Raw genomic sequence first — 24844 nt, 5'->3', positions numbered from 1 at the left:
GCCATCGACGGGCTCAGATCTCTGTCTGCTCAGAGATTTCCAGCGCGTCATCGACTTCGATACCGAGGTATCGCACTGTCGACTCAAGCTTGGAATGTCCAAGCAGCAACTGGACCGCGCGCAGGTTCTTCGTCCGCCGGTAGATCAGAGTCGCCTTGGTGCGTCGCATCGAGTGCGTTCCGTAGTCCGCGCGGTCGAGGCCAAGTTCGTCAACCCAGTGCCCAAGAATGCGAGCGTACTGCCGGGTGCCAAGATGAGGTGACTCGTGAAGCCGGATCGGGAACAAGAAGTCCTCGGACTTCAGTCCCGCCTGCTTGATCCAGGCCTGCAAAGCTCACGGGTAGCTCCCGTGATCTCAAACTGCACCGGTCGCTGAGTCTTATGCTGCATGACGATGGCGCGGGTGCCAGCTGCTCGCCATGGCAGACGTCTCGGACCTTGAGCGAAACGAGGTCGCATCCCCGAAGCTTGCTGTCGATGCCCAGATTGAAGAGTGCGAGCTCGCGCACCCGATTCTCCATCTGGAGACGCACCCGGAGCGCCCAGATGTCCTTCGGCTTGAAAGGTGCCTTCTGTCCGACGATCTTGCCCTTGTTCCAAGGCTCGCGAGGAGTGGCATTGCCTGACGTTCCCATGATGGTCTCCAATCGAGTTGAGGGCCATCGAGGATGCTCTTACGGGGCGGCTACCTGGCATCTCCGCGCGAAGGAAGATGCCGGTTCCGCGACGGTCGGCTTACGGATGCTCTGACGGACTCACAGTCCCGGCCAAGAGCGGTCGGTCGCTATGACGGCGCAGAGCGGACTACCCCTAGAGCGCATCCTTCATTGACACTCTTCCTGTTCGGACGAACGTTCACGCCAACCAAGCCTTGATTCGCGCCACCAATGCATCGCGGCTGATGCCGTACTTGTCATGCAGTGTGGGCAATGCGCCCGCATCGAGGAAGGTATCTGGCAACCCCGCCAGCTGAAACCCGGCGGGCTGAACCTTGTGCCGAAGCAGCGTGGTCGCCACCGTTTCGCCCAGGCCACCGATCACGGAGTGGTTCTCGGCCACCACGACGAGGCGATGTTTGTACTTCACGGCCTCGAGGATCGCCGCCTCGTCGAGCGGCTTGATCGTCGGGCAGTGCAGCACTGCCACGCCCACGTTGTCGGCTTGGAGCGCCTGCGCAACTTCGAGGGCACGCATGGTCATGAAGCCACTGGAGACCACGAGCACCTCGTTGCCGTCGCGCAGCAGCTTGGCCTTGCCGAGCTCGAACTTGTAGTCGTACTCGTCGAGCACGAGCGGCACATTGCCGCGCGCCAGGCGCATGTAGACGGGGCCCCTGTGCGCGGCGATCTGCGGCACCGCCTGTTCCAGTTCGAGCGCGTCACAGGGGTCGACGATGGTCAGCCCCGGGATGCCGCGCATCATGGCGATGTCTTCGGTGGCCTGGTGGCTGGGGCCGTACCCCGTGGTCAGGCCTGGGAGCGCGCAGCAGAGCTTGACGTTCAGGTTCTCCTCGGCAATCACCTGGTGGATGAAGTCGTAGGCCCGCCGGGTGCCGAAGACTGCGTAGGTGGTCGCAAAGGGAATCAGCCCCTCCTTGGCCATGCCACCCGCCGCGGCCATGAGCAGCTGCTCGGCCATGCCCATCTGATAAAAGCGATCGGGGTAGGCCTGCGCGAAGAGATGCAGGTCGGTGTACTTGGCCAGGTCGGCCGTCAGCCCGACGATCTCGGGCCGGTCGGCGGCCAGCTCGACCAGCGCCTTGCCGAACGGCGCGGCCTTCACGCGCTGCCCTTCGGCGGCGATCGAGGCGATCATCGCCGAGGTGGTGAGGCGCGGTTTCTTCTCGGTGACGGCATTCATGCGGATGCTCCTTCGGTCTGGGCTTGGTCGAGGATCTGGAGGGCCTGCTGCCACTCCGGTGGGTCGACGCGGATGAAATGGTTCTTCTCGCGCTGCTCGAGGAAGGGCACACCCTTGCCCATCAGCGTGTCGAAGAGAATCACGCGGGGCTTGTCCTCCTTCAACGCGCGCGCGACGTCGAAGGCCTTCAGCACGGCCGGCAGGTCGTTGCCCTTGACGCGCTGCACATGCCAGCCGAACGCCGCCCATTTGTCGGCCAGCGGCTCGAAGCCGAGGACCTTGTTCGACGGGCCATCGGCCTGCTGGTTGTTGATGTCGACCATGCAGATCAGGTTGGCCAGGCGGTGGTGCGCTGCACCCATGGCCGCCTCCCAGGTCGAGCCCTCGTCGAGCTCGCCGTCGGACATCGAGTTGTAGACGAAGGCCGGGTTCTTCTTGTGCCGCAGGCCCAGCGCCATGCCCACGGCGATGGGCAGGCCTTGGCCGAGCGAGCCGCCCGAGATCTCCATCCCGGGCGTGTAAGTCGCCATGCCCGACATGGGCAGGCGGCTGTCGTCGCTGCCATAGGTCTCGAGCTCGCTCTCGGGCACGATGCCGGCTTCGATGAGCGCGGCGTAGAAGGCGATGGCGTAGTGGCCGTGCGAGAGCAGGAAGCGGTCGCGGCCTTCCCACTGCGGGTCCTCGGCGCGGTAGTTGAGCGCGTGGCCATAGGCAACGGCCAGCACGTCGGCCCAGCCGAGGGCCTGGCCGATGTAGCCCTGGCCCTGCACCTCGGCCATGCGGAGGGCGTACCGGCGGATGCGATAGGCACACTGCGCCAAGTCGGCGAGCATGGTCATGGTGGTCTCTGTCATGGGAATCTCCTGGAAAGCGGAAAGGGGCGGGGTTCAGCGCAGGATGCTGGCGGGCACGTAGGACACGAGGGCAAGTACGCCGAAGGCCACCAGGTAGAAGGGGCCCAGCTCGCGCACCGTCTGGCCGACCTTCACCTTGGCCAGCGCGCTCGTGATGAAGAGCGTGGTGCCCACCGGCGGCGTGTACAGGCCGATGGCCAGGTTCACGACCATCATCACGCCCAGCTGGGTCATGTCCATGCCGATGCTGTTGGCCAGAGGGACGAACACCGGGGTCAGCAAGAGCACTGCGGCGGGCAGGTCGATGAACATGCCGAGCGCCAGCATCAGCAGGTTCATCAGCAGGATCACCAGCCACTTCGCATGCACGTTCTCCTGCACCCACTGCGCAATGCCCTGCGGCATCTGGTCGAAGGTGAGCAGCCAGCCGATCGCAGCCGACGCCATGATGACGAGCAGGACGACACCCGTGGCCAGACCGGCATGGACGATGGCGTCGTTCAGGCGCTTCCAGCCGAGGTCGCGGTAGATCACCGCCGAGACCAGCCCGGCATACAGCGTCGAGAGCACGGCCACCTCGGTGGGCGTGGCGATGCCGAAGCGCAGGAAGATGATGATCAGCACCGGCAGCACGACGGCCGGGCTGGCGTAGGCCAAGTGCCTGCGGAACGCGACGCCGTCGAAGCGCGAGGTGTCGCGCGGGAAGTTGCGCCGCCGTCCGACCCACCAGCAGGCCGCCATGAATCCGCCGCACATCAGCAGGCCAGGCAACACGCCGGCGACGAAGAGCGAAGCGATCGACGCGTTCGCGCTCAACGCGAACAGGATCAGCGGGATCGACGGAGGGATCAGGATGTCGATCGTCGCGGCGGCCGCCAGCGTGGCCGCCGAGAAGGCCGCCGGGTAGCCCAGGCGCTTGTGCCACGGGATCAGCAGCGAGCCGATGGCCGAGGCGTCGGCCACGGCCGAGCCGGACACGCCACCGAACAGCGTCGACGACAGCACGCCGACCTGCGCAGGGCCGCCATGGAAGCGGCCGATCAGGGCCGACAGCACGCCGACCAGCGCCTCGCCGAGCTTGCCACCCATCATCAGCGTGCCGGTCAGCATGAAGAACGGGATGGCGATCAGCGGAAAGCTCTGCACCTGGGCGACCATCTGCTGCACCAGCAGGTCGAGCGGAACCTTGTCGGAGGTTGCGGCGGCGGTCATCGCGGCCAGCAGCAAGGCGTGGGCGATCGGGATGGCCGCCACGGCGGCGACGAGAAATACAGCGAGGATGAGGGCGCTCATGGTGTTCTCCGAGGGAGCCTTGGGCTCACCAATGGGCCGCCGGCACGCGCGGCTCGGCGTCGTGGCTCGTGGCGGGTTCTGCAAATGTGGCCTGCCAGGCCGACTGCAGGGCCAGCACCGCCAGCAGTGACATGCCGACCATCACGCAGGCATAGGTGATGGAGCCGGGCAACTGCAGGATGGGTGATTTCTCGTCGTGCACGACTTCGAGCATGCGCAGCGTCGCCACGCTCAGGGTGCCGTACAGGCCCGCGACCAGCAGCCACCCCGACACCGTCACGATGCGCCGCGCCCGTGCAGGCAGCGCCTCCATCAGAAAGGTGGTCGTGATGTGCGCGCCGTGCACGGCGGCCAGCACGATGCCGGCCATCACCAGCCAGGGGAACAGCAGCTCGGGCACTTCGTTGGCCCATTGCAGGCTGGAGCCTGTGATGTAGCGCAGCACGGTGTTGGCCACCAGGATGACGAAGATCACGCCGGTGGACAGCCACAGCACCACGCGGCACAGGCCCACCACGCCGCGCTCGACGAGGCTGTGTTTGGTATCGATCATGGGTGTCTCCTTGGGTGCCATCCGCGGCACCCCGGGGTGTTTCAGTCGTCGATCACAGGCCGCGTGCAGCGGCAATGACCTTCTTGACGTACGGGCCGATCGGGCCGGCCGCCCACTTGGCGTCCACGTTGGCGGTGGCCTTCGCGAACGCCGCCTTGTCTGGCGTGGTCACTTGCACGCCCTTGGCCTTCAGGTCGGCGAGCACCTTGTCGTCAGACTCCTGCGACAGCCGGCGCTGCAGCACGGTCGCCTCGGCAGCCGCCTCCGTGACGGCCTTGCGGTCGGCCACGGACAGCTTGTCCCAGCTGCGCTTGCTCATCACGAACGGTGTCATCTGGAACATGTGGCTGGTGAGCGCCAGGTGCTTCTGCACTTCGTAGAGCTTGCTGGCGTGGATGTTGGCGAGCGGGTTCTCCTGACCGTCGACCACACCCTGCTGCAGCGCCACGTACAGCTCGGCGAACTTGATCTGCTGGGCCTCGGCACCAAGCGCCTGCATGATGTCGACCAGCACCGCGTCGGGCGGCGTGCGCATCTTCAGGCCCTTCATGTCCTCGACCTTGGTGATCGGCCGCTTGCCATTGGTCATGTGGCGGATGCCGTTGTCCCAGTAGCCGAGCACGACCATGCCCTTCTCGGCCGACTTGTCGGCAAGCTCCTTGCCGAGAGGGCCGTCGAGCAGCTTGAAGGCCTGGGCCGACGTGGTGAACAGGAAAGGCATGCCAAAGGCCGCGTACTCGGGCACCGAGTTGGCGATAGCACCTTGCGAATTGGCAGACAGGTCGAGCGCGCCAGTGCGCAGCGCCGTCACCATCGCGGCGTCGTCGCCGAGCTGCGCCGAGGGGGCCACCTGCACGTCGATGCGACCCGCGCTCCTGGCCTTGGCGACTTCGGCGAACTTCACGGCGGCTTCGTGGCGCGGGTTGCCAGGCGCGGCGCCGTGGCCGAGCGTCAGCTTGACCGACTGCGCCTGAACGGCAATCGGAACGAGCAGCGCGGCGGCGGCAAGGGCAATCAGGGCACGGGTGAGGGTCTTGTGTTGCATGGTCGTATGTCTCCGTTGGGGTGGGGCGGCGTCTCGGTGGGCGCCTTGTCAGTGAATCAACATGCCGCCGTTCACGTCGAGCGTGATGCCGGTGCAATAGGCGGACAGGTCGCTCGCGAGGAAAACGCAGGCGCCCGCCACATCGCTCGCGCGGCCCAGGCGCGCCAGCGGGATCGTTTCTGAGATCTCCTTCTTGCGCTCGGGTGTCAGCTTGCCCTGCGTGATGTCGGTCTCAATCAGGCCCGGCGTGATGCAGTTGATGCGAATGCCTTCAACGCCGAACTCGCGCGCCATCGCACGCGCTAGGCCGAGCACGCCAGCCTTCGCTGCCGAGTAGTGCGGCCCGCCGAAAATGCCGCCGCCACGTTGGGCCGAGACGGAGGAGATGCAAACAATCGAACCTGCCTGCTGCGTGCGCATCGCTGGCAGCACGGCCTGCGACATGTACAAGGTGCCGCGCAGGCTGACATCGAGGATGCGGTCGTAGTCGGCGCCGGTGATCTCCAGCGTCTTGACCGGCTGCGTGATGCCGGCGTTGTTGACCAGGATGTCGATGCGCCCGAAGGCCTTCAGCACGGCAGCGGCGGCGGCATCGCACGAGGTCTTGTCGGTCACATCGGCGACGAGGCCGAGGTGACCGCTGCCCAGCTGTGCCGCTGCGGCGGCAGGCTCGGCGCGAGCAAGGTCGAGCAGGACGACGTGGGCGCCCTGGGCCGCCATCAGGCGTGCGGTAGCGAAGCCGAGTCCGTTGAGTCCGGCGCCGCCGGTGATGACGGCAACTTTGTCTTTGAGCAGCATGTCTTTCGTCTCCAGTGGAGTGAGTGATCGAGGCGAACACCGAAGACAAGGCCGGCGGTGCCGAACCCTGGGGCTTGGTGACCCTCTGCGGGTGCCACGGCTGGTTGCCGTGGCTTGTCTCCCGTTGTTCTTGAGTGAATATTCGGCGCCGACGGGCATGATGACAAGGGATGCTTTCTCACCCTAAGATGACGTTCTGTCATCTAACGGCAGGGTTGACCCGATGGCTTCTCTCCCACCCGTCACCAACCTCCAGGCTTTCGAAGCCGTGGCGCGGCGGCGCAGCTTTGCGCTCGCCGCGGCCGAGCTGCACCTCACAGCCTCTGCAGTCAGCCACCAGGTCGCGCGGCTGGAATCACACCTTGGTGTGCGGCTGTTTGAGCGAAGTGCGCACGGAGTGCGAATCAGCGCGGCGGGCGAGACTTACCTGTCGAGAATCGGTGGCGCCTTGTCCGCCATCGCGGCGGCGTCAGAAGACCTCAGGCAGGGCGTCAGCAATAGCCTGTACGTCCACGCGGCTCCGAGCCTGGCCAGCCTCTGGTTGATGTCGCGCCTGCAGTCGTTTGCCCTGGCCTATCCCGACATCGCGCTCAACCTGTCGGCCGCGCACACGCACAGCGACTTCGCGCTGGGGCAGGTCGACATCGATCTTCGCTATGGCGTACCGAACTGGCCGAATGTTGTTGTGGAGCCCTTGTTCGAGGAGCGCATCGTCCCGCTCGCAAGCCCAGCCTTCATCCGGGAGCATCGACTGAAGCGACCGGAGCATCTCCTGGCCGTCAAGCTGATCCAGAGCAACGTCAGCGTCGTTCAATGGTCCGACTGGTTCGCAGCGTTCACCGACAAGCGCGCACCGGAACGATTCGCCGTGCGCTTCGACCGAGCGCAGATGTCATTGGACGCTGCAACCCAAGGCCTCGGTGTTGCGCTAGAGAGCACCACGATTGCCGGGCGGCACATCGTCGAGCAAAAGCTCCGGCCCGTGTTCGGGCTTGAAAAGGCAGTGCGGGTGAAAGCGCACTTCGCGGTGTACCCGGCGCGGCATGCGAAGCGGCCGCCTGTCGAAGCGTTCCTCGCGTGGCTGCACGGAGAGGCTTCGAAAGGTCAGGCTTTCTGAGCGGAGAACTGAGCAGCCTGAGTGGCTGCTCTTGCGAAGGACGAACGTCCGCCGCGGGTCGCATTCGGCCGATCGTGACCAAGAAAACAGTCGTCCGTGCGCACCCGTCTTCGGTTGGCCACGCTCAGCTGACCGGTTAAGCATGAGTAGCGGTCACATTCAACCAGTTGGGATGCGGATGACCGGTCTGAGTCTTACCGGTCACTCGTGGCCTGAACTCGATTGGCAGCACCCAGTCTGTAGCCGGCATCCCCAAGCGACCATGTCCACGTCGCCCCTGACCACCTTCAAACCCTTGGCGGACGTTCCCATCCCGACGCCGGCTGCGTCCGCCGTCTTCACATGGTCGAGGCCTTTGAGGGCAAAGAGAGCGTGGAGGACGACGTGACCGGTGAAGAAATCGCTGACAGCATGCGGCTCCCGATCGAAACGGGAAAAGGCCGCTCGAACATGAGTCGAATGTTTTTCCTAGGTTAGGCCAGCGACGCATCCATGCGCTGCACCGCGCGCCGTAAGAGTCCACGCAACCAAACCAGCCCAGGGTCCTGCGTCTTGTACTTGTGCCACTGCATGCTTTGCTCCATCACGTTGATGGGCAGCGGCGGCTCGTGCAGCACGATCGGCAAGGCGGGCTGCAGCTTCAGGGCGAGGCGCGCATGCACAGTGGCCACATGGTCGGTGCCGACCACCATCGCCGGCAGGGCGGCGAACCCGTGGCTAATGGCGACGACGCGACGCGTGAGCCCGAAGCGCCGGGCGAACCACGCCTCGAACGACTCGCCCGCCTGCCCCGGCGGCTGCATGACCACGTGGCCAGCATCGCGGTAGCGCTCAAAGCTCAGCTCGCCGCGGCCGAGCGCACCGTCACGCCACACCGCGCACAGGAACTTCTCTTCGTACAGCACTTCCTCGGGGTGATCGGGGGATACGAAACCGCGCGGGATGATCATCAGGTCCACCTCGCCGCGCTCCAGGCTTCGCTGCGGGTTCGACACCTGCGGCAGGAAGTCGAACGTCGCCGTGCAGCGCGCCTCCCTCGCGAGCGCAAGGATGTGCGGCGCAAACACCATCAGCGTGTAGTCGGACACGAAGAGCCGAAACGTGCGGTCTGACTTGGCCGGCTCGAACTCGGGCTGCACGGCCACCGTGCTATCGACGCGGACGAGGATGTCGCGCACCGACTCCTGAAGCCCTTCTGCACGCGGCGTGAGCTCCATGCGCCGCCCCACCTGCACGAGGAGCTCGTCGTCGAAGTACTCGCGCAGCCGCGCCAGGGCGTTGCTCGTCGCCGACTGGCTGAGGTGCAGCCGGTCCGCGGCTTTCGTGATGCTGCGCTCGGTCAGCAGCGCATCGAGCGCCACGAGCAGGTTGAGGTCAAGTCGGTTGTGTCGCATGGGGTGCGCCGTCATCCGCTGAAGCCAGGGGTAACCCGAAGACTATTCACCGGATCGATATCTCGTTTGGAAACAACCCATTTTTCAAGCGACGCGGCTCTCCCTAACCTCTCGGTAACCCGACTTCAGAACGATCAGGAGACAACGAATGGCATCGAGCCAGGCGAAGGGCGAACTCACGCCTTCGATTTGCAAACACACGGCCTCGGCCTGCTGACGATGTCGCCCGCGCTTCGCATCGGCATCGTCGGCGCTGGTCTCGCGGGGCTTGCGATGGCACTCACCGCCTCGTCGGCGGGTGCGACGGTGGAGGTCTTCGACGCGCCCGCCACAGCGCCGTCGAAGGCCACGCATCTCCATGTCACGGCCAACCTGCTGAGGGACCTGAACTCCCTCGGGCTCGCCGACAGCTGCGTGCGCAAAGGCTTTCCCTACAAGGGCATGGTGGTGGCGGATGTGCAGGGCCGGGCGTATTGCGAACTGGCGTCGCCGCGCCTGGCCGGCGAGCCGCTGCCGCCCGCGCTCGGCATGGTGCACGGCGACCTGCTTGGGCTTTTACGCCAGGCCGCGGTCGATCGCGGGGCCAAGCTGCACCAAGGCACAACCATCGTCGACGCCCTGCCCGACGCCACGCTCGTGACCCAGGCCGGCGAGCGGCACCCGATGGACCTGGCCGTGCTCACGAACAGGCCCGGCAGTGCCGGCACATTGCGCAGCGCCCTCGTCGCGTGGGAACCCGAAGCCCTGCCGCAACAGTGGTGCCAGACGCTGGTGCCGCGCCCGCTGGCGCTCGACCGTGCCACCCTCGTGCTGAGCCACGAGTACCCCAAGGTCTTGCTCGTGCCGGTCGACACACGACGGGCCGGTGTGGCGGTGATGTGGAACGAGCGCAGCCGCCCTTCCACTTCCGATATCCGCCAGGTGCTGGCGGCGCAGGGCGGCATCGTGGCGCCGGTGGCCCGCCACTGGGGCGCCACGACGCCGGTGACGGAGCGGCCGGTGCGCTTCGGCATGCAACCGGGCCCCTGGCATGCGCAGCGTGTGCTGCGCATCGGGCCTGCCGCGCTCGTTCTGCCACCGCACTTCGGCCAGCAGGCGGCGCAGTCGGTGGAAGACGCCCTCGTGCTCGGCGACCTGCTGCGCGCCCGCCTGCCACACGACGAACTACTCCACGCGTTCGAGGCACGCCGCCTCGATCGTGCGCGGCGGGTTCTCGAGATCACGTCGCAAGCCGCCCGCTGGAACGTGAGACCCGACGCTTCCACCGACCTGCTCGCCCTCGCCGAGCGGCTGGTGCCGCTGGTCGCGCGACCCGCCTGACCTTCCCACACCTCATTCCACCAAGACACACGAGAGGAGACCATGCTTCACTTCACCCCTGCTTCCCCCAAGCCGCCGCTTCGCCTGTCGGCCCTGACCATCGCGGCCATGGCCTGCGTCAACGCGCAGGCCCTCGAGTTCGACACCGGAGACTCCGGCCTCAAGCTGCGCTGGGACAACACGGTCAAGTACAGCGCCGCGGCGCGCGTCAAGAAGGCGGATCCCGGCCTTTCGCAGACGCGGTTCGGCCCCGGCGGTGTCGTCGGCCCGAACAACCTCAACCAGGACGACGGCGACAACAACTTCAGCCGCGGCATCGTCTCCAACCGGCTCGACCTGCTGAGCGAACTCGATGCGAGCTACGGCAACGTCGGCGCCCGCGTGAGCGGCGCAGCGTGGTACGACGCGGTCTACAACCGCGGCAACCAGAACCGCACCACCACGGCCAACCACACCCCCGGCAACGAGTTCCCGGAGGAGACACGCGAGGTCATGGGCCGCAAGGCCGAGGTGCTCGACGCCTTCGTCTTCGGCAAGCTGCAGCTCGGCGAGGTGCCGGTCAGCGCACGCCTCGGCCGCCACACCCTGCTGTGGGGCGAGAGCCTCTTCTTCGGCGCGAACGGCATCGCCGGCGGCATGGCGCCGCTCGACCTGCCCAAGCTGCTGTCGGTCCCCAACTCGCAGTTCAAGGAGATCGCGCGGCCCACCGGCAAGCTGTCGATGCAGGTGCAGTTGTCGTCTGCCGTGACCGTCGGCGCGTACGTGCCCTACGAGTGGCAGAAGACACGGCTGATGCCGGCCGGCGCCTATCTCTCCGGCAGCGACTCGCTCGGCCCCGGCGCCGAGCGCATCAACGCCGGCCCGACCGGCACCTTCGTGCGCGAGGCCGACCTCGAAGCCCGGGACAGCGGCCAGGGTGGCGTGCAGTTGCGCTGGCGCCTCGACGCGCTCGACGCCGACCTCGGCCTCTACGCCATCCGCTACCACGCCACCACGCCCAGCAACATCTGGACGACGATGAACGGCGCACCGCCGGCGCTCACCGCCCGCAGCTTCCGCTGGGTCTACCACGAGGGCGTGCGCGCTTACGGTGTGAGCCTGGCGAAGACGGTGGGCGACTGGAGCCTCGCCGGCGAAGCCTCGATCCGCCAGAACACGCCGCTCGCCAGTTCCGGGCGCACGATCATCCCGGCCATCGGGGTGGGCACGGGTTTCAACAATTCCGACAACCCGGGCTATGCGGTCGGTGAAAGCGCGCATGTGCAGTTCTCGTGGCTCGCGAGCCTCGGCCCCAGCGTGCTCTTCAATGAGGCGAGCTTCCTCGGCGAAATCGCCTGGAACCAGCGCCTCAAGGTCACGAAGAACGAAGCCGCACTGAACCCCAACGCCGACCGCTCGGCCACCGCGCTGCGCGTCGTGTTCTCGCCGACCTACCGGCAGGTGGCCCCTGGCCTCGACCTGTCGCCGAGCCTCGGCCTCGGCTATGGCTTCGGCAAGTCGTCGGCGGTGGGCCCCGGCTTCGCGGTGGACCACGGTGGCGACCTGACCCTCGGCCTCGGTGGCGTCTGGCTCGGCCGCTGGAACGCCAACCTGAGCTACGTGCACTTCCTGGGCAAGGCCAAGCCCACCCTCGACAACGCGAACAACGCCCAGTACGAGCAGGCGCTGAAGGACCGCAGTTTCCTCAGCTTCTCCCTGCGCACCACTTTCTGAACGGAGACCCCCATGTCACATATCACAAGAGGCCTTGCACTGGTCGCCCTCGTCGCCGCGTCGGCAGCACAGGCCGGCGTCACGCCCGAAGAAGCCGCCAAGCTGAAGACCACGCTCACGCCCTTCGGCGCCGAGAAGGCCGGCAACGCCGACGGCAGCATCCCCGCCTGGAACGGCGGCTACACCACGCCCATTCCCGGCTTCAAGAACGGCGGCCGCCGTGGCGACCCGTTCGCGAACGAGAAGCCGCTCTACTCGGTGACCGCCGACAACCTGGCGCAGCACGCCGGCAAGCTGAGCGAGGGCACGGTGGCCCTGCTCAAGAAGTACCCCAAGACCTTCCGGCTCGACGTCTACAAGACCCACCGCACCGCCGCCGCGCCGCAATGGGTCTACGACAACACCTTCAAGAACGCGACCACCGCCAGGCTGGAAGGCCACGTGCTCAAGGGTGCGTTCGGCGGCATCCCCTTCCCCATCCCGAAGACGGGCGAGGAGATGATGGCCAACAACGACCTGCACTGGCGCGGCGAGGCCTGGCAGAACGATTTCCGCGGCTACCTCGGCACCGCCAGCGGCCAGCGCGTGCTCTCGGTCGAGGCGACGGGCGACTGGCAGATGCCGTACTACGCGCAAGGCCAGCAGGACAAGTTCAACGGCGACTTCTGGCTGATCCGCCTCGTCAACTCGGGCCCGCCGGTGCGTGCCGGCGAAGCCCTTGTCGGCCGCCAGAACCTCGATGCCGACAAGACCGCCACCTGGGTCTACCTCACCGGCCAGCGCCGCGTGCGCAAGCTGCCCAACGCGTGCTGCGACACCCCCACGCCGGCGTCGAGCGGCGTCGCGAGCTTCGACGAGGTCGACGTGTTCGGCGGCCGCACCGACCGCTTCAACTGGAAGATCGTCGGCAAGCAAGAACTGCTGATCCCCTACAACAGCAACCGCCTGCACACGCCGACGAAGGACAGCGACGTCCTCCTGCCCCACCACTTCAACCCCGACCACGTGCGCTGGGAGCTGCACCGCGTGTGGGTGGTCGAGGCCAACCTCAAGCCGGGCCAGCGCCACCAGGCACCGCGCAGCCGTTACTACCTCGACGAAGACACCTGGGTGGCCGTGCTCGGCGACCGCTGGGATGCCAAGGGCCAGTTGTGGAAGACGCTGTGGGCCCACCCCGTCGTGATGCCCGACCTGCCGGCCACCACGCCGCAGCAGCAATGGGGCTTCCATGATCTGCTGTCGGGTGCGTGGTACGCGAGCGGCGTCGTCAACGAACGCAACACGCACTACCGCATCGTGCCGCGCCGGCCCGACAGCTTCTTCACCCCCGACGCCATGGCCGGCGACGGCGTGCGCTGAAAGACGCTGGCATGAACTTTCGCTTCACCTCTTCGGACCTGGCGCTCGCGGCGACGCTGCTGCTCGGCGCGACGGGTGCCGGCGCCGCCCCCGTGGGCGACGCGTGGCAACGCCCGGCGCTCTCGGTCAAGGCACCGGCGCGCCAGGCGCTGCTGTCGGCGGCCTTCGCCGGGGCGCGTGTGGTCGCCGTCGGCGAGCGCGGCCTCGTGGCGCTGAGCGACGACCGTGGCATCACCTGGCGGCAGGCGCCGTCGCCCGTCAGCGTGACGCTGACGACCGTGCGTTTCGCCGACGCACGACGCGGCGTGGCCGTCGGTCACGCCGGCACGGTGCTCACCACCGAAGATGCAGGCGAAAGCTGGACCGTGCGGCTGGATGGGCTGCGGCTCGCACGGCTCGCCAAGGAGGCCGCCGCAACACCCGAGGCCATGAAGGAGGCCGAGCGACTGCTGGCCGACGGGCCCGACAAGCCCTTCCTCGACGTGATGCTGTGGGACGCCCAACGCCTGCTGGCCGTCGGCGCCTACGGCATCGCCTTCCACAGCCAGGACGGCGGCAAGTCGTGGGCGCCGTGGATGGCCCGCCTGCCCAACCCCCAGGGCCTGCACTGGTACGTGGCGCGCCGCGCGGGCGATGCCATCGTGCTGGCCGGCGAGCAAGGCCTGCTCGCGCGTTCGGACGACGGCGGCCACAGTTTCCGCACGCTCGCCTCGCCCTACAAGGGCAGCTGGTTCACCGGCGAACTGCGTGCCGACGGCAGCCTCGTGCTCGCCGGTCTGCGCGGCAACGTGTGGCATGCGCGTGACGGCAACAGCGGCTGGGCGCAGCTCAGCACGCCGACCGGCACCTCCATCACCGCCAGCGCCACGGCGGCGGACGGCACGCTGCTGCTCGCCAACCAGGCCGGCCTGCTGCTCGCCTTGCGCGGCGAGACGCTGGTGCCGGTCAACGAACGCCCGCTGCCGATGCCGGCCGCGGTGCTGCCCCTGGCCCCCGACCGCGCGCTGGCCTTCGGGCTCGCTGGTGCCACGCCGGTCGCCTTGAACTTGGGAGCCAAGCCGTGAGCCTGGCTTCCTTCAAGACGCACGACACGCACGGCGTGACGCTCGACCAGTTCGACCGCCACTCCGGCTCGTGGGTCGAGCGCCTGCTGTTCAACCACCGCGCGGTGGTCGTGTGGCTGTGCCTGGCGGTGACCGTGCTGCTGGGCTGGCAGGCCACGCGCCTGCAGCTGAACGCGAGCTTCGACAAGACCATCCCCGCAAGCCACCCCTACATCCAGAACTTCCTGCGCCACCAGTCGGAGCTGAGCGGCCTGGGCAATGCCTTGCGCATCGCCGTGGCGCAGCCCGAAGGCTCGATCTACGACGCGAAATACCTGGAGACACTGCGCCGCCTGAGCGACGAAGTGTTCCTGCTGCCCGGGGTTGACCGGGCGCGCATGAAGTCGCTGTGGACCCCGAGCACCCGCTGGGTCGGCGTGACCGAAGACGGCCTGGAAGGCGGCCCGGTGATCCCCGACGGCTACGACGGCTCGCCGCGCAGCCTGCAGGCGCTGGCCGCCAACGTGGCGCGCTCCGGCGAGCTGGGCCAGCTCGTGGCGCGCGACGAACGCTCCTCGGTGGTCTACGTGCCGCTGCTCGCGCAGGGCACGGATGGCCAGGCGCTCGACTACGCAAAGCTCTCCGGCCAGCTGGAGACGCTGCGCGGGAAATACGAAGCCGAAGGCGTGCGTGTGCACATCACCGGCTTCGCCAAGATCATCGGCGACCTCATCGACGGCGTGCGCTCGGTGCTGGTGTTCTTCGCCATCGCCGTGGCCATCGCCACCGCGATGGTGTTCGCCTACACGCGCTGCGTGCGCTCCACCGCGCTGGTGGTGATCGCCTCGCTGGTGGCGGTGGTCTGGCAGCTCGGCCTGCTGCCGCTGCTCGGCTACGCGCTCGACCCGTATTCGATCCTCGTGCCCTTTCTCGTGTTCGCCATCGGCATGAGCCACGGCGCGCAGAAGATGAACGGGATCATGCAGGACGTGGGCCGCGGCACGCACAAGCTCGTCGCCGCGCGCTTCACCTTCCGTCGCCTCTTCCTCGCCGGCCTGACCGCGCTGCTGGCCGATGCCGTGGGGTTCGCGGTGCTGCTCGTGATCCACATCCAGGTGATCCGCGAGCTGGCCATCGCCGCCTCCATCGGCGTGGCCGCGCTGATCTTCACCAACCTGATCCTGCTGCCGGTGCTCCTGAGCTACGCCGGCGTGAGCACACGGGCCGCGCAGCGCAGCCTGCGGGCGCAAGCGCGCGAAGCGGCGGGCAGCGCCTCGCCGTGGCGCTGGCTCGAACGTTTCACCCAACGGCGCTGGGCCGGCGTCACCGTCGCGGTGGCGCTCATGCTCGGCACGGCGGGCTTCATCGCGAGCCTGCAACTGAAGATCGGCGACCTCGACCCCGGCGCCCCCGAGCTGCGAGCCGACAGCCGATACAACCGCGACGTCGCCTTCATGACGGCCGCCTATGGCGCGTCCAGCGACGTGCTGGCCGTGATGGTGAAGACGCCCGACGGGCAATGCTCCCGCTACGAGACGCTGAGCAAGGTCGACACGCTGGAGTGGGAGCTGCGCCAGCTCGACGGCGTGGAGTCCATCAACACGCTGGCACTGCTCAACCGCCGCGTGCTCGCCGGCCTGAACGAAGGCAACCCGCGCTGGTATGAGTTCCTGCCCAACCAGGACATGCTCAACACCGTGACCGCCGGCGCGCCGCGTGGCCTCTACAACGACGCGTGCGGCCTGCTCACGGTCTACGTCTTCCTGCGCGACCACAAGGCGCAGACGCTGGCGCGCGTGGTCGACCACGTCGAGGCCTTCGCCAAGGCCAACGACACGGCCGACACGAAGTTCCTGCTCGCCGCCGGCTCGGCCGGCATCGAGGCTGCGACCAACATCGTCGTCAAGGACGCCTGGCGCACCATGCTCCTGCTGGTCTACGGTGCGGTGGTGCTGCTGTGCTTCATCACGTTCCGCTCGTGGCGTGCGGTGGTGGTGGCCGTGCTGCCACTGGTGCTGACCTCCTTCCTGGCCGAAGCGCTGATGGTCGGCCTGGGCATGGGGGTGAAGGTCGCCACGCTGCCGGTGATCGCGCTCGGCGTGGGCATCGGCGTCGACTACGCGCTCTACATCCTCTCGGTCACGCTCGCGCAGCTGCGCGAAGGGCGCAGCCTGTCCGAGGCCTACCACCACGCGCTGCTCTTCACCGGCAAGGTCGTCACGCTCACCGGCATCACGCTGGCGGTGGGCGTGGTGACCTGGGTCGCGAGCCCCATCAAGTTCCAGGCCGACATGGGCGTGCTGCTCGCTTTCATGTTCCTCTGGAACATGCTGGGGGCGCTCGTGCTGCTGCCGGCGCTGGCGCACTTCCTCCTGCCGCAGGCGGCCGGCGTACAGCCGAGCGCCGCCGCGCCGGCCCACGATTCCTCCACCCCCGAACCCCGTCAGTTCCCCCAACGGGCGGCCTGACCGAACTTCATCATGTTCAAGTACTTCCCCACCAACTACGTCTGGAACCTCTCGGTCAACCTCGCGATCGAGATGGGCGCCCGCATCGGCGAGATCGAAGAGATGTGCGGCCCGCTGCACGAGGCCGCGAAGGCGCCCGACGCCGCCGGCACCAAGGCCTTCCGCGAGACCTGGGTGCGCATGGCCGACAAGCTGTGCGGCCTGGCCGAAGAAGACGCCGCCCGTGGCCGACTGCTCTCGGCCGGCGAGAAATACCGCCGCGCCGCGAGCTACCTGATCACCGCCGAGCGCTTGCAGGCGCACGACGCGCCGGGCCGCATGGACCTCTACCGCCGAGAGCTGGCGCTCTTCCTCGAAGGCTCGCGCCTGATGGGCGACACGGTGCAGCGCGTCGAGATCCCCTACGAAGGCAAGCACCTGTCGGCGCTGTACGTGCCGGCGCAAGGGCTGAAGCCCGGTGAGCGCGCACCGGTGCTGGTGCAGCTCAACGGTCTCGATTCCACCAAGGAGATGAAGCACCTGGTCGGCCTGCCGTCGTGGATGGCCAAACGCGGCGTGTCGTCGCTCGTGGTCGACCAGCCCGGCACCGGCGAGGCGCTGCGCCTGCAGGGCCTCACCGCCCGTTACGACACCGAGCACTGGGCCTCGCGCGTGGTCGACTGGCTGGAAACGCGCGACGACGTGGACCCGAAACGCATCGGCTGCGAGGGCGTGTCGCTCGGCGGCTACTACTGCCCGCGCGCCGTGGCGATGGAGCCGCGTTTCGCCTGCGGCGTGGCCTGGGGCGCCAACCACGACTGGCGCGACGTGCAGAAGCGCCGACTCGAGAAGGAAGGCGACTTCCCCGTGCCGCACTACTGGGCCCACGTGTGCTGGGTCTGGGGCGCGAAGGACATCGACGACTTCATGCGCATCGCCGAAGACGTGCATCTCGACGGCGTGGTCGAGAAGATCCGCGTGCCTTTCCTCGTGACGCACGGCGAAAAGGATTCGCAGATCCCGCTCAAGTGGGCGCACCGCACCTACGACCAGCTCGTCAACAGCCCCAAGCGCGAACTCAAGATCTTCAGCGACCGCGAAGGCGGCGTGCAGCACGCGAGCTTCGACAACAGCATCAACGCCGGCCACTACATCGCCGACTGGGTGGCCGAGACGCTGGGCGGCCGCCTCTCGGCCTCGAACTGATTCTTCCCTGGAGCACACCCGCATGAACATCATCGGACCCGACGCCCTCGTCTTTGGCGTCGACGACCTCGCCGCCTGCCGCCAGTACCTGATCGACTACGGACTGACGGACGCCGGCCACGACCGCTACGAAGCGCTGGATGGCACCGCTGTCGTGCTGCGCGCGAAGGACGACCCGTCGCTGCCGCCGCCGATGGGCACCGCCAGCATGCTGCGCGAAACCGTCTACGGCGTGGCCGACAGCGCGACGCTCGATGCCATCGAGGCCGAGCTGCGCCGCGACCGCGACGTGGCCCGCCGCGACGGCGTGCTGCGCTGCATCGACGACATGGGCTTCGCGCTCGCCTTCCAGGTGACGGTGCGCCGGCCGCTGTCGCTGCCCGGCGAACGGGTGAACGCCCCGGGCGCCGCGCCGCAGCGCCCGCTCAACGCGCTGGGCCTGCCGGAAGAGGCCTCGGTGCGGCCGCGCTCGCTGTCGCACGTCGTCTACTTCGTGCCCGATGCGGCCAAGGCCGAAGGGTTCTACAGCCGCCTCGGCTTCGTCTGCACCGACCGTTTCACCGGCGTGGGCCCCTTCCTGCGCCCGGCCGGCACGCAGGACCACCACACGCTCTTCATGATCCAGACGCCGCCCTTCATGAAGGGGTGCGAGCATTTCACCTTCCACATGGGCGGCCCGACCGAGGTGCTGCTCGCCGGCACGCGCTTCGTCGAGAAGGGCTACCAGAGCTTCTGGGGGCCGGGCCGCCACCGCTTCGGCAGCAACTGGTTCTGGTACTTCAACTCGCCGCTCGGCTGCCACGTCGAGTACGACGCCGACATGGACCTGCACGACGACGCCTGGTCGCCGCGCGAGGCACCGATGGGGGCCGATGCCTCGCAGCTCTTCCTCTTCCAGCACCGCGAGCGCTGGGCACCGAGCGGCCCGCCCCCCGGTGCCGGTGGCGGCAAGCACGCCGGTGCCTGACACGGAGCCGCACACCATGCGCCTGTGCCACATCGATGAACTGGCCGACGGCGGCTCGCGCGGCTTCGACCCGCACGGCGAGGGCCGCGACACGCTGCTCGTGGTGCGGCAGGCCGGTTCGCTGCATGCGTACGTCGACTCCTGCCCGCACCACGGCACGCCGATGGCGTGGCGCAAGGACGCCTACCTCAACGCGGCGGGCGACCGCATCGTCTGTGCGGCGCATGGCGCACAGTTCGACATCGCCTCCGGCATCTGCACGCTCGGCCCGTGCCTCGGGCAATCGCTCACCCGCGTGCCCGTCGCCCTCACATCACGCGGCGAGGTCCACCTCGCCCACCCAGACCCATCCCACGAGGAGACTTCACCATGACCCTGGCCGCACACAAGATCCTCATCATCGGAGGCGGCTTTTCCGGGATGTCCGCCGCGATCGAGCTGCGCAAGCGCGGCGCGGAGGTCGACCTGGTCGAGCTCGACGCCGACTGGCGCAACTACGGCGCCGGCATCAGCCTCGGCGGGGCTACGCTGCGCGCCTTTGACCAGCTCGGCATCCTCGACGACTACCTGCGCGAAGGCAGCGCGGCCGACGGCGTGGCCCTGCACCTGCCCGACGGCACACCGATCGGCCTGCTGCCCACACCGCGCGTGGCACGCCCCGACGTGCCGGGCGGCGGCGCCATCCTGCGTCCGGTGCTCGCACGCATCCTCGCAAACGCGACACGCGCCTCGGGCACGCAGGTGCGGCTCGGCACCACCTTCACCGAGATCCGGCAGGACGAAGAAGGCGTGGAAATCGACTTCACCGATGGGAAGCGCCAGCGCTACGACCTGGTGATCGGTGCCGACGGCCTCTACTCGAAGACACGCGAGGCGATCTTTCCCGACGCGCCCAAGCCGCGCTACACCGGCCAGGCCGTGTGGCGCGCCGTGCTGCCGCGGCCCCAGGCGGTGAAGACGGCCACGATGTGGATGGGCCGCGTGAAGCCCGGCGTGAACCCCGTGTCGGCGACACAGATGTACCTCTTCGTCACCGAGCACCGGCCCGTCAACGAGCGTGTCGACCCGCAAGACTTTCCGACTCTGCTGCGCGGGCTGCTGGCCGATTTTCCCGACCCGCTGCTGCAGGGCATCCGCGACCAGATCGGCGCCGATTCGCAGATCGTCTTCCGCCCGCTCGAAGGCCTGCTCGTGCCACAGCCGTGGCATCGCGGCCGCGTGGTGCTGATCGGCGACACGGTGCATGCCACGACGCCGCACCTCGCCAGCGGCGCCTGCATCGGCATCGAAGACGCACTCGTGCTGGCCGACGAGCTGGCGAGTACCGACGCACTCGACACCGCGCTGCGTGCCTTCCAGGCGCGCCGCTGGGAGCGCTGCCGCATGGTGGTCGAAAACTCCTTCCGCCTCGGCGAGATCGAGATGGCCAACGGCAGCAAGGAAGAACACGCCGGGATCATGCGCGCGTCGCTGATGGCGCTGGCCCAACCCATCTGACGAAAGGCGCACATGAACCGCAATCACCCTCGGCGGGGCCGCATCGCCTTGATGGTGGCGCACTGCGCCGGCATGGTCGACCTGGTGGCCCTGCCGGTGTGGGTGGGCACACTGATCTCGCGCTTCAAGCTCGACCCGCAGCAGGCCGGGGCGCTGGCGACCTTGTTCCTCGCCGGCGCGGTGGTCGCGAGTCTGATCGTCGCCCCGAGAGTGGGCCGGCTGCCGGTGCGCTGGGTGGCGACAGCGGGCTATGCAGTGTCAGCCATCGCCTTCTTCTGCCTGGCAATGAGCACGAGCTTCGGCAGCATGGCCGCGCTGCATGCGGTGGCGGGCCTCAGCGCCGGCGCGGCATTGAGCGTGACGCACGGCACGATCGCGCGCAGCGATACACCGCATCGCCTGTTTGCGCAGGTGGGCTTCGCGCTCGGTGTGTTCGGCATCGTGTTTCTCGGGGCCACGCCGCAGGTGGTGGCGGCGGCGGGCGGGCATGCGCTCTTCCTCGTCTTCGGCGGCGTGATGGTGGTGGCCACCCTCGTCTGCGCGGCGTTCTTTCCGGCGCCTGACGCCACGGCCGCCCAGCCCGAAGCCGGGCGGCAGCGCATCGCCGCCCCGGTGTGGTTCGGCATCGCCGGCGTCAGCGCGATGGCGCTGGTGCAGGCGATGAGCTTCAGCTTCCTGGAGCGCGCCGGCGCCGACCAAGGTTTCGCGGTGGGGGCGGTGACGGCCGTGCTCGTCGCGGCCGGGATCGTGAACCTGCTGCCCGCGCCGCTAGCCGCGCTGCTGGAGAAGCGCCTCCCTGCTCGCAGCGTCCTGCTGGCCGGGCCGGTGCTGCAGGCCGCGCTCGTGATGACGATCATGAATGCCACCACCTTCGCACCCTATGCCACCGCCGGCGCGCTGCTGGTGGCGGTGATGGTCTTCACCCACACCTTTGCCTTCGGCCTGCTGGCCCGGCTAGAGCCCACGGGGCGCGCGCTGGCCGCCACACCCGCCATGCTGATGGTGGGTGCGGCCATCGGGCCGGTGCTGGGCGGCACGCTGGTCAAGGCCTCGGGGTACGCGAGCCTCGGCTATGCCGCCGTCGCCATCGCCCTCATTGCGGTTGCGTGCATGAGCCAGCTCCCGAAACCCTCGGTGGCGCTGCCGGTGCAAAAGCCCGCGACGTGACACGCGCATCGCCGAACCAACCCCCTCCCCCGATGGCCATGACGACAACCAAACGCCGCTTCGTCGACCTCTCGATCTACCTGGAGAACGACGTCCTGTCCGACCCGCCGCCGCTGGCGCCGAAGATCACCTACCAGAAGCATGCCGACACGCTGCCCGAGTTCATGGCGATGATCCCCGGCACGAAGCCGGAGGACTATCCCGACGGTGAAGCCGCGGCCGCCGAATGGGTGACGCTCACCACGCACAACGGCACGCACCTCGATGCGCCCTGGCACTTCCACTCCACGCAGGACGCGAAGAACGGCGGCGCCCGCCCCTCAATCACCATCGACCAGGTGCCGCTGGAGTGGTGCTTCCAGTCGGGCGTGAAGCTCGACTTCCGGCACTTCCCCGATGGCTACGTGGCCACCGCGGCCGATGTCGAGGCCGAGCTCGCGCGCATCGGCCATACGCTGCAGCCGCTGGAGATCGTGGTGATCAACACCCGCGCCGGCTCGCGCTACGGCCACAACGACTACCTCGGAGCCGGCTGCGGCATGGGCTACGAGGCCACGATGTACCTGCTGGAGCGCGGGGTGCGGCTGACGGGCACCGACGCCTGGAGCTGGGACGCGCCCTTCTCCTACACCGCGAAGCGCGTCGCCGAGACCGGCAACAAGGCGCTGATCTGGGAGGGCCACAAGGCCGGCCGCGACATCGGCTACTGCCACCTGGAGAAGCTGCACAACCTGGAGGCGCTGCCGCCGCACGGTTTCACCATCAGCTGCTTCCCGCACAAGATCCGCGGCGCCTCGGCGGGCTGGACGCGCGCGGTCGCCATCTTCGAGGACTGACGAGACATGAGCTTCCCCCCCATCCACCGCGTCGTCACGGGCCATGACGCCGACGGCCAGGCGATCGTCATCAGCGATGGCCCGCTGCCCACCGTCGCAGAGATCAAGGCCATCCCGGGCACCGTCTTCCACGAAGTCTGGAGCACCCAGGGCACGCCCGCGCCCGTCGACAACGGCGTCGACCCGACGCTCGGCCCGCTGCTGCTGCCACCGCCGAAGCTGGGCACGCGCATCCGCTTCGTCGACATTCCGCCCGACACCGCCGATTTCGAGTTGAACGGTGCCAAGCGGATGAAGGAGGCCTTCGCGCAGATCGGAGACGAGCACGCGTCGACGGTCCGCGCCGACTCGCCACACCCGCTGATGCACCGCACCGAATCGATCGACTACGGCATCGTGATCGACGGCGAGATGACGCTCGTGCTCGACCGGGGCGAAGTCCTGCTCAAGTCAGGCAGCGTGGTCGTGCAGCGCGGCACCAACCACGCCTGGGCCAACCGGTCGGGCAGGCCCTGCCGCATGCTCTTCATCCTGGTCGACGGGCAGTACGAGCCGAGCATCGCTCGCGCCCTGGGCCGGCGAGACGGCGGAGGCCCTCTTGGCTCGTAGCAGCACCCTCTTCGACCTCCGAGGACGCAAGGCGCTTGTGACCGGCGCGACGCAGGGGCTGGGGCTCGCGATCACCGAGGCGCTTGCCTTCCACGGCGCGCATGTCATCGTGTCCGATCGCGACCCCGACGCTTGCGAACGCGCGGCGAGTGGGTTGCGCGACCTCGGGCTCGAGGCGTCGGGCGCGGCCGCCGATCTGGCCCATGTGACTGAAACAGAAGCCCTCGCCACGACGGCGGCCGACGTGGACGTGCTGGTGTGCAATGCCGGCGTCCAGGGACCGGCCTGGCCGCTGTCCGCCGTGACCGACGACGACTGGCAACGTGTCTTCTCGATCAACCTTCGCAGCGCCGAGCGGCTGTGCGCCGGCATCCTGCCCGGCATGGCCGAGCGCGGCCGGGGCAGCGTGGTGCTGATGTCGAGCATCGCGGGCCTGCGCGGGAACATGTCGATCGGCCTCTACGGCTTGACCAAGGCCGCCCTCGCCCAACTCGCACGCAACCTCGCCGTGGAGTGGGGCCCCGACGGCGTGCGCGTGAACGCAATTTCGCCCGGCCTCATCCGCACGCCGCTGGCGGCCGGCCTGCTCGACAACGCGGCCTTCATGCAGCGCCGCCTTGCCGCCACCCCGCTGCGGCGCGTGGGCGAGCCCCACGAGATCGCCGGCGTGGTGGTCATGCTCGCCAGCGACGCCGGTGGCTTCATCACCGGGCACAACCTCGTGGTCGATGGCGGGACCACCATCTCCGACGGCAACTAGGAACGACGTCAACGTGAAGTTCGCAACCCTGAAAGACGGAACGCTGGACGGCGAGCTCGTGGTGGTCTCACGCGACCTCACACGCGCCATCGCGGTCCCCTCGATCGCCACGAGCCTGCTCGATGCGCTGCAACGCTGGGACGAGGTGCACGACGCACTGCTCGACGTCTCGACCGCCCTCGACAGCGGCCGTGCCCCGGGCGCCCTCGCGTTCGACCCACGCGCCTGCGCCGCCCCGCTGCCCCGCAGCCCGCAGTGGCTCGACGGCTCGGCCTTCCTCAACCACGGCCGCCTGATGGAGCAGGCCTTCAACGCACCGCCGATTCCCGAGTTCGACAGCGTTCCCGTGATGTACCAGGGCGCGAGCGACGATTTCCTCGGGCCGCACGACGACGTGCCACTGCCGAGCGAAGCCGATGGCGTCGACTTTGAGGGCGAGTTCGGCGTCGTCTGCGGCCCGGTGCCGATGGGCGTCACGCCGTCGGCGGCGCTGCGCTGCGTGCGCCTGCTGGTGCAGGTCAACGACTGGAGCCTGCGCGCGCTCGGGCCGCATGAGATGAAGACGGGCTTCGGCTTCCTGCAGGCCAAGCCCTCCACCGCGTTTGCGCCGGTGGCCATCACCCCCGACGAGCTCGGCGGTGCGTGGCGCGATGGGCGCGTGCACCTGCGCCTGCACGTGCAGTGGAACGGCGAGCGTTTCGGCGAGCCGCACGGTGGCGAGATGAACTTCGACTTCGGCCGCCTGGTCGCGCACGCCGCGCGCACGCGCAAGCTGAGCGCGGGCACGATCGTCGGCTCGGGCACGGTGTCGAACGTGTCGCGCGCCGCGGGCTCCGCGTGCATCGCGGAGCGGCGTGTCATCGAGAAGATCGACCAGGGCGAGATCCGCACCGGCTTCATGCGCTTCGGCGACCGTGTGCGCATGGAGGCATGCTTCGACGAGGGGCAGCCTGGGCCGTTCGGTGTCATCGACCAGCGTGTCGTCGCCGCGGCGACCTGAGGCGGC

The 24844-nt window shown here is 68.3% G+C and carries 22 protein-coding genes and 1 pseudogene; 15 read left to right on the top strand and 8 right to left on the bottom strand.

Going from position 1 to position 24844, the window contains the following annotated elements; translation table 11 throughout:
• Window positions 1-13: 13 nt before the first annotated feature.
• The 7 genes and pseudogenes from JI745_RS01030 to JI745_RS01000 form a co-directional block, all read right to left on the bottom strand.
• A pseudogene (locus tag JI745_RS01030) lies at window positions 14-635 on the bottom strand (tyrosine-type recombinase/integrase).
• Window positions 636-855: 220 nt separating this feature from the next.
• Window positions 856-1860, bottom strand: coding sequence for a transketolase family protein (locus tag JI745_RS01025; protein WP_201803086.1), 1005 nt, complete (start codon window positions 1858-1860; stop codon window positions 856-858).
• Window positions 1857-2714, bottom strand: coding sequence for a transketolase (locus JI745_RS01020; protein WP_404932785.1), 858 nt, complete (start codon window positions 2712-2714; stop codon window positions 1857-1859). The genes JI745_RS01025 and JI745_RS01020 overlap by 4 nt, the downstream gene beginning before the upstream one ends.
• Before the next feature lie 33 nt (window positions 2715-2747).
• Window positions 2748-4007, bottom strand: a complete 1260-nt coding sequence (locus JI745_RS01015; RefSeq protein ID WP_201803084.1) for a TRAP transporter large permease — start codon at window positions 4005-4007, stop codon at window positions 2748-2750.
• A 25-nt stretch (window positions 4008-4032) separates the two neighbouring features.
• Window positions 4033-4560 (bottom strand): TRAP transporter small permease, encoded by a 528-nt coding sequence (locus tag JI745_RS01010; protein ID WP_201803082.1) that lies wholly within the window; start codon window positions 4558-4560, stop codon window positions 4033-4035.
• A gap of 52 nt (window positions 4561-4612) precedes the next feature.
• Window positions 4613-5605: a TRAP transporter substrate-binding protein gene (locus JI745_RS01005; RefSeq protein WP_201803080.1), complete on the bottom strand. Its 993-nt coding sequence runs from the start codon at window positions 5603-5605 to the stop codon at window positions 4613-4615.
• 48 nt (window positions 5606-5653) lie between these two features.
• Window positions 5654-6403 (bottom strand): SDR family NAD(P)-dependent oxidoreductase, encoded by a 750-nt coding sequence (locus JI745_RS01000; protein WP_201803079.1) that lies wholly within the window; start codon window positions 6401-6403, stop codon window positions 5654-5656.
• A 223-nt stretch (window positions 6404-6626) separates the two neighbouring features.
• On the opposite strand from JI745_RS01000, the gene JI745_RS00995 reads away from it, so the two are divergent.
• Window positions 6627-7520: a LysR substrate-binding domain-containing protein gene (locus JI745_RS00995; RefSeq protein WP_201803078.1), complete on the top strand. Its 894-nt coding sequence runs from the start codon at window positions 6627-6629 to the stop codon at window positions 7518-7520.
• 473 nt (window positions 7521-7993) lie between these two features.
• Here the strand turns inward: JI745_RS00995 and JI745_RS00990 are convergent, their stop codons facing one another.
• Window positions 7994-8914, bottom strand: coding sequence for a LysR family transcriptional regulator (locus JI745_RS00990; RefSeq protein ID WP_201803077.1), 921 nt, complete (start codon window positions 8912-8914; stop codon window positions 7994-7996).
• A 219-nt stretch (window positions 8915-9133) separates the two neighbouring features.
• Between JI745_RS00990 and JI745_RS00985 the strand changes: the two genes are divergently transcribed.
• The 14 genes from JI745_RS00985 to JI745_RS00920 are packed head-to-tail and all read left to right on the top strand — an operon-like array spanning window position 9134 to window position 24838.
• On the top strand, window positions 9134-10234 hold the full coding sequence (locus JI745_RS00985; protein WP_201803076.1) for an FAD-dependent monooxygenase: 1101 nt from the start codon (window positions 9134-9136) through the stop codon (window positions 10232-10234).
• Between the two features lie 42 nt (window positions 10235-10276).
• Complete coding sequence (locus tag JI745_RS00980; protein WP_236674863.1) at window positions 10277-11947, top strand: DUF1302 domain-containing protein; 1671 nt, start codon at window positions 10277-10279, stop codon at window positions 11945-11947.
• A gap of 12 nt (window positions 11948-11959) precedes the next feature.
• Window positions 11960-13306, top strand: a complete 1347-nt coding sequence (locus tag JI745_RS00975; protein WP_201803075.1) for a DUF1329 domain-containing protein — start codon at window positions 11960-11962, stop codon at window positions 13304-13306.
• Between the two features lie 11 nt (window positions 13307-13317).
• Window positions 13318-14370, top strand: coding sequence for a hypothetical protein (locus tag JI745_RS00970; protein WP_201803074.1), 1053 nt, complete (start codon window positions 13318-13320; stop codon window positions 14368-14370).
• Window positions 14367-16817: an MMPL family transporter gene (locus JI745_RS00965; RefSeq protein ID WP_310738438.1), complete on the top strand. Its 2451-nt coding sequence runs from the start codon at window positions 14367-14369 to the stop codon at window positions 16815-16817. Before JI745_RS00970 ends, JI745_RS00965 begins: the two co-directional genes overlap by 4 nt.
• Before the next feature lie 12 nt (window positions 16818-16829).
• Window positions 16830-18002, top strand: coding sequence for a S9 family peptidase (locus JI745_RS00960; RefSeq protein ID WP_201803073.1), 1173 nt, complete (start codon window positions 16830-16832; stop codon window positions 18000-18002).
• Between the two features lie 22 nt (window positions 18003-18024).
• The gene (locus tag JI745_RS00955; protein WP_201803071.1) at window positions 18025-18969 is read left to right on the top strand and encodes a VOC family protein; all 945 of its coding nucleotides are present in this window, start codon (window positions 18025-18027) and stop codon (window positions 18967-18969) included.
• A 16-nt stretch (window positions 18970-18985) separates the two neighbouring features.
• Window positions 18986-19342 (top strand): Rieske (2Fe-2S) protein, encoded by a 357-nt coding sequence (locus JI745_RS00950; RefSeq protein WP_201803069.1) that lies wholly within the window; start codon window positions 18986-18988, stop codon window positions 19340-19342.
• Entirely contained in the window at window positions 19339-20466 is a 1128-nt protein-coding gene (locus tag JI745_RS00945) for an FAD-dependent oxidoreductase (RefSeq protein ID WP_201803068.1), read from the top strand. Before JI745_RS00950 ends, JI745_RS00945 begins: the two co-directional genes overlap by 4 nt.
• Window positions 20467-20478: 12 nt before the next feature.
• Complete coding sequence (locus tag JI745_RS00940; RefSeq protein WP_201803067.1) at window positions 20479-21633, top strand: MFS transporter; 1155 nt, start codon at window positions 20479-20481, stop codon at window positions 21631-21633.
• A 38-nt stretch (window positions 21634-21671) separates the two neighbouring features.
• Entirely contained in the window at window positions 21672-22469 is a 798-nt protein-coding gene (locus JI745_RS00935) for a cyclase family protein (RefSeq protein ID WP_201803066.1), read from the top strand.
• A gap of 6 nt (window positions 22470-22475) precedes the next feature.
• Window positions 22476-23078 (top strand): cupin domain-containing protein, encoded by a 603-nt coding sequence (locus JI745_RS00930; protein WP_201803065.1) that lies wholly within the window; start codon window positions 22476-22478, stop codon window positions 23076-23078.
• Window positions 23068-23838, top strand: a complete 771-nt coding sequence (locus tag JI745_RS00925; protein WP_201803064.1) for an SDR family NAD(P)-dependent oxidoreductase — start codon at window positions 23068-23070, stop codon at window positions 23836-23838. The genes JI745_RS00930 and JI745_RS00925 overlap by 11 nt, the downstream gene beginning before the upstream one ends.
• Window positions 23839-23851: 13 nt before the next feature.
• Entirely contained in the window at window positions 23852-24838 is a 987-nt protein-coding gene (locus tag JI745_RS00920; RefSeq protein WP_201803063.1) for a fumarylacetoacetate hydrolase family protein, read from the top strand.
• The last annotated feature ends 6 nt before the right edge of the window (window positions 24839-24844 follow it).

Origin of the sequence: Piscinibacter sp. HJYY11 (assembly GCF_016735515.1) — a bacterium.
GTDB lineage: Bacteria > Pseudomonadota > Gammaproteobacteria > Burkholderiales > Burkholderiaceae_C > Rhizobacter.
Note: the sequence above shows the minus strand (reverse complement) of the source record. Positions and strands in the feature narration are given on the sequence as shown.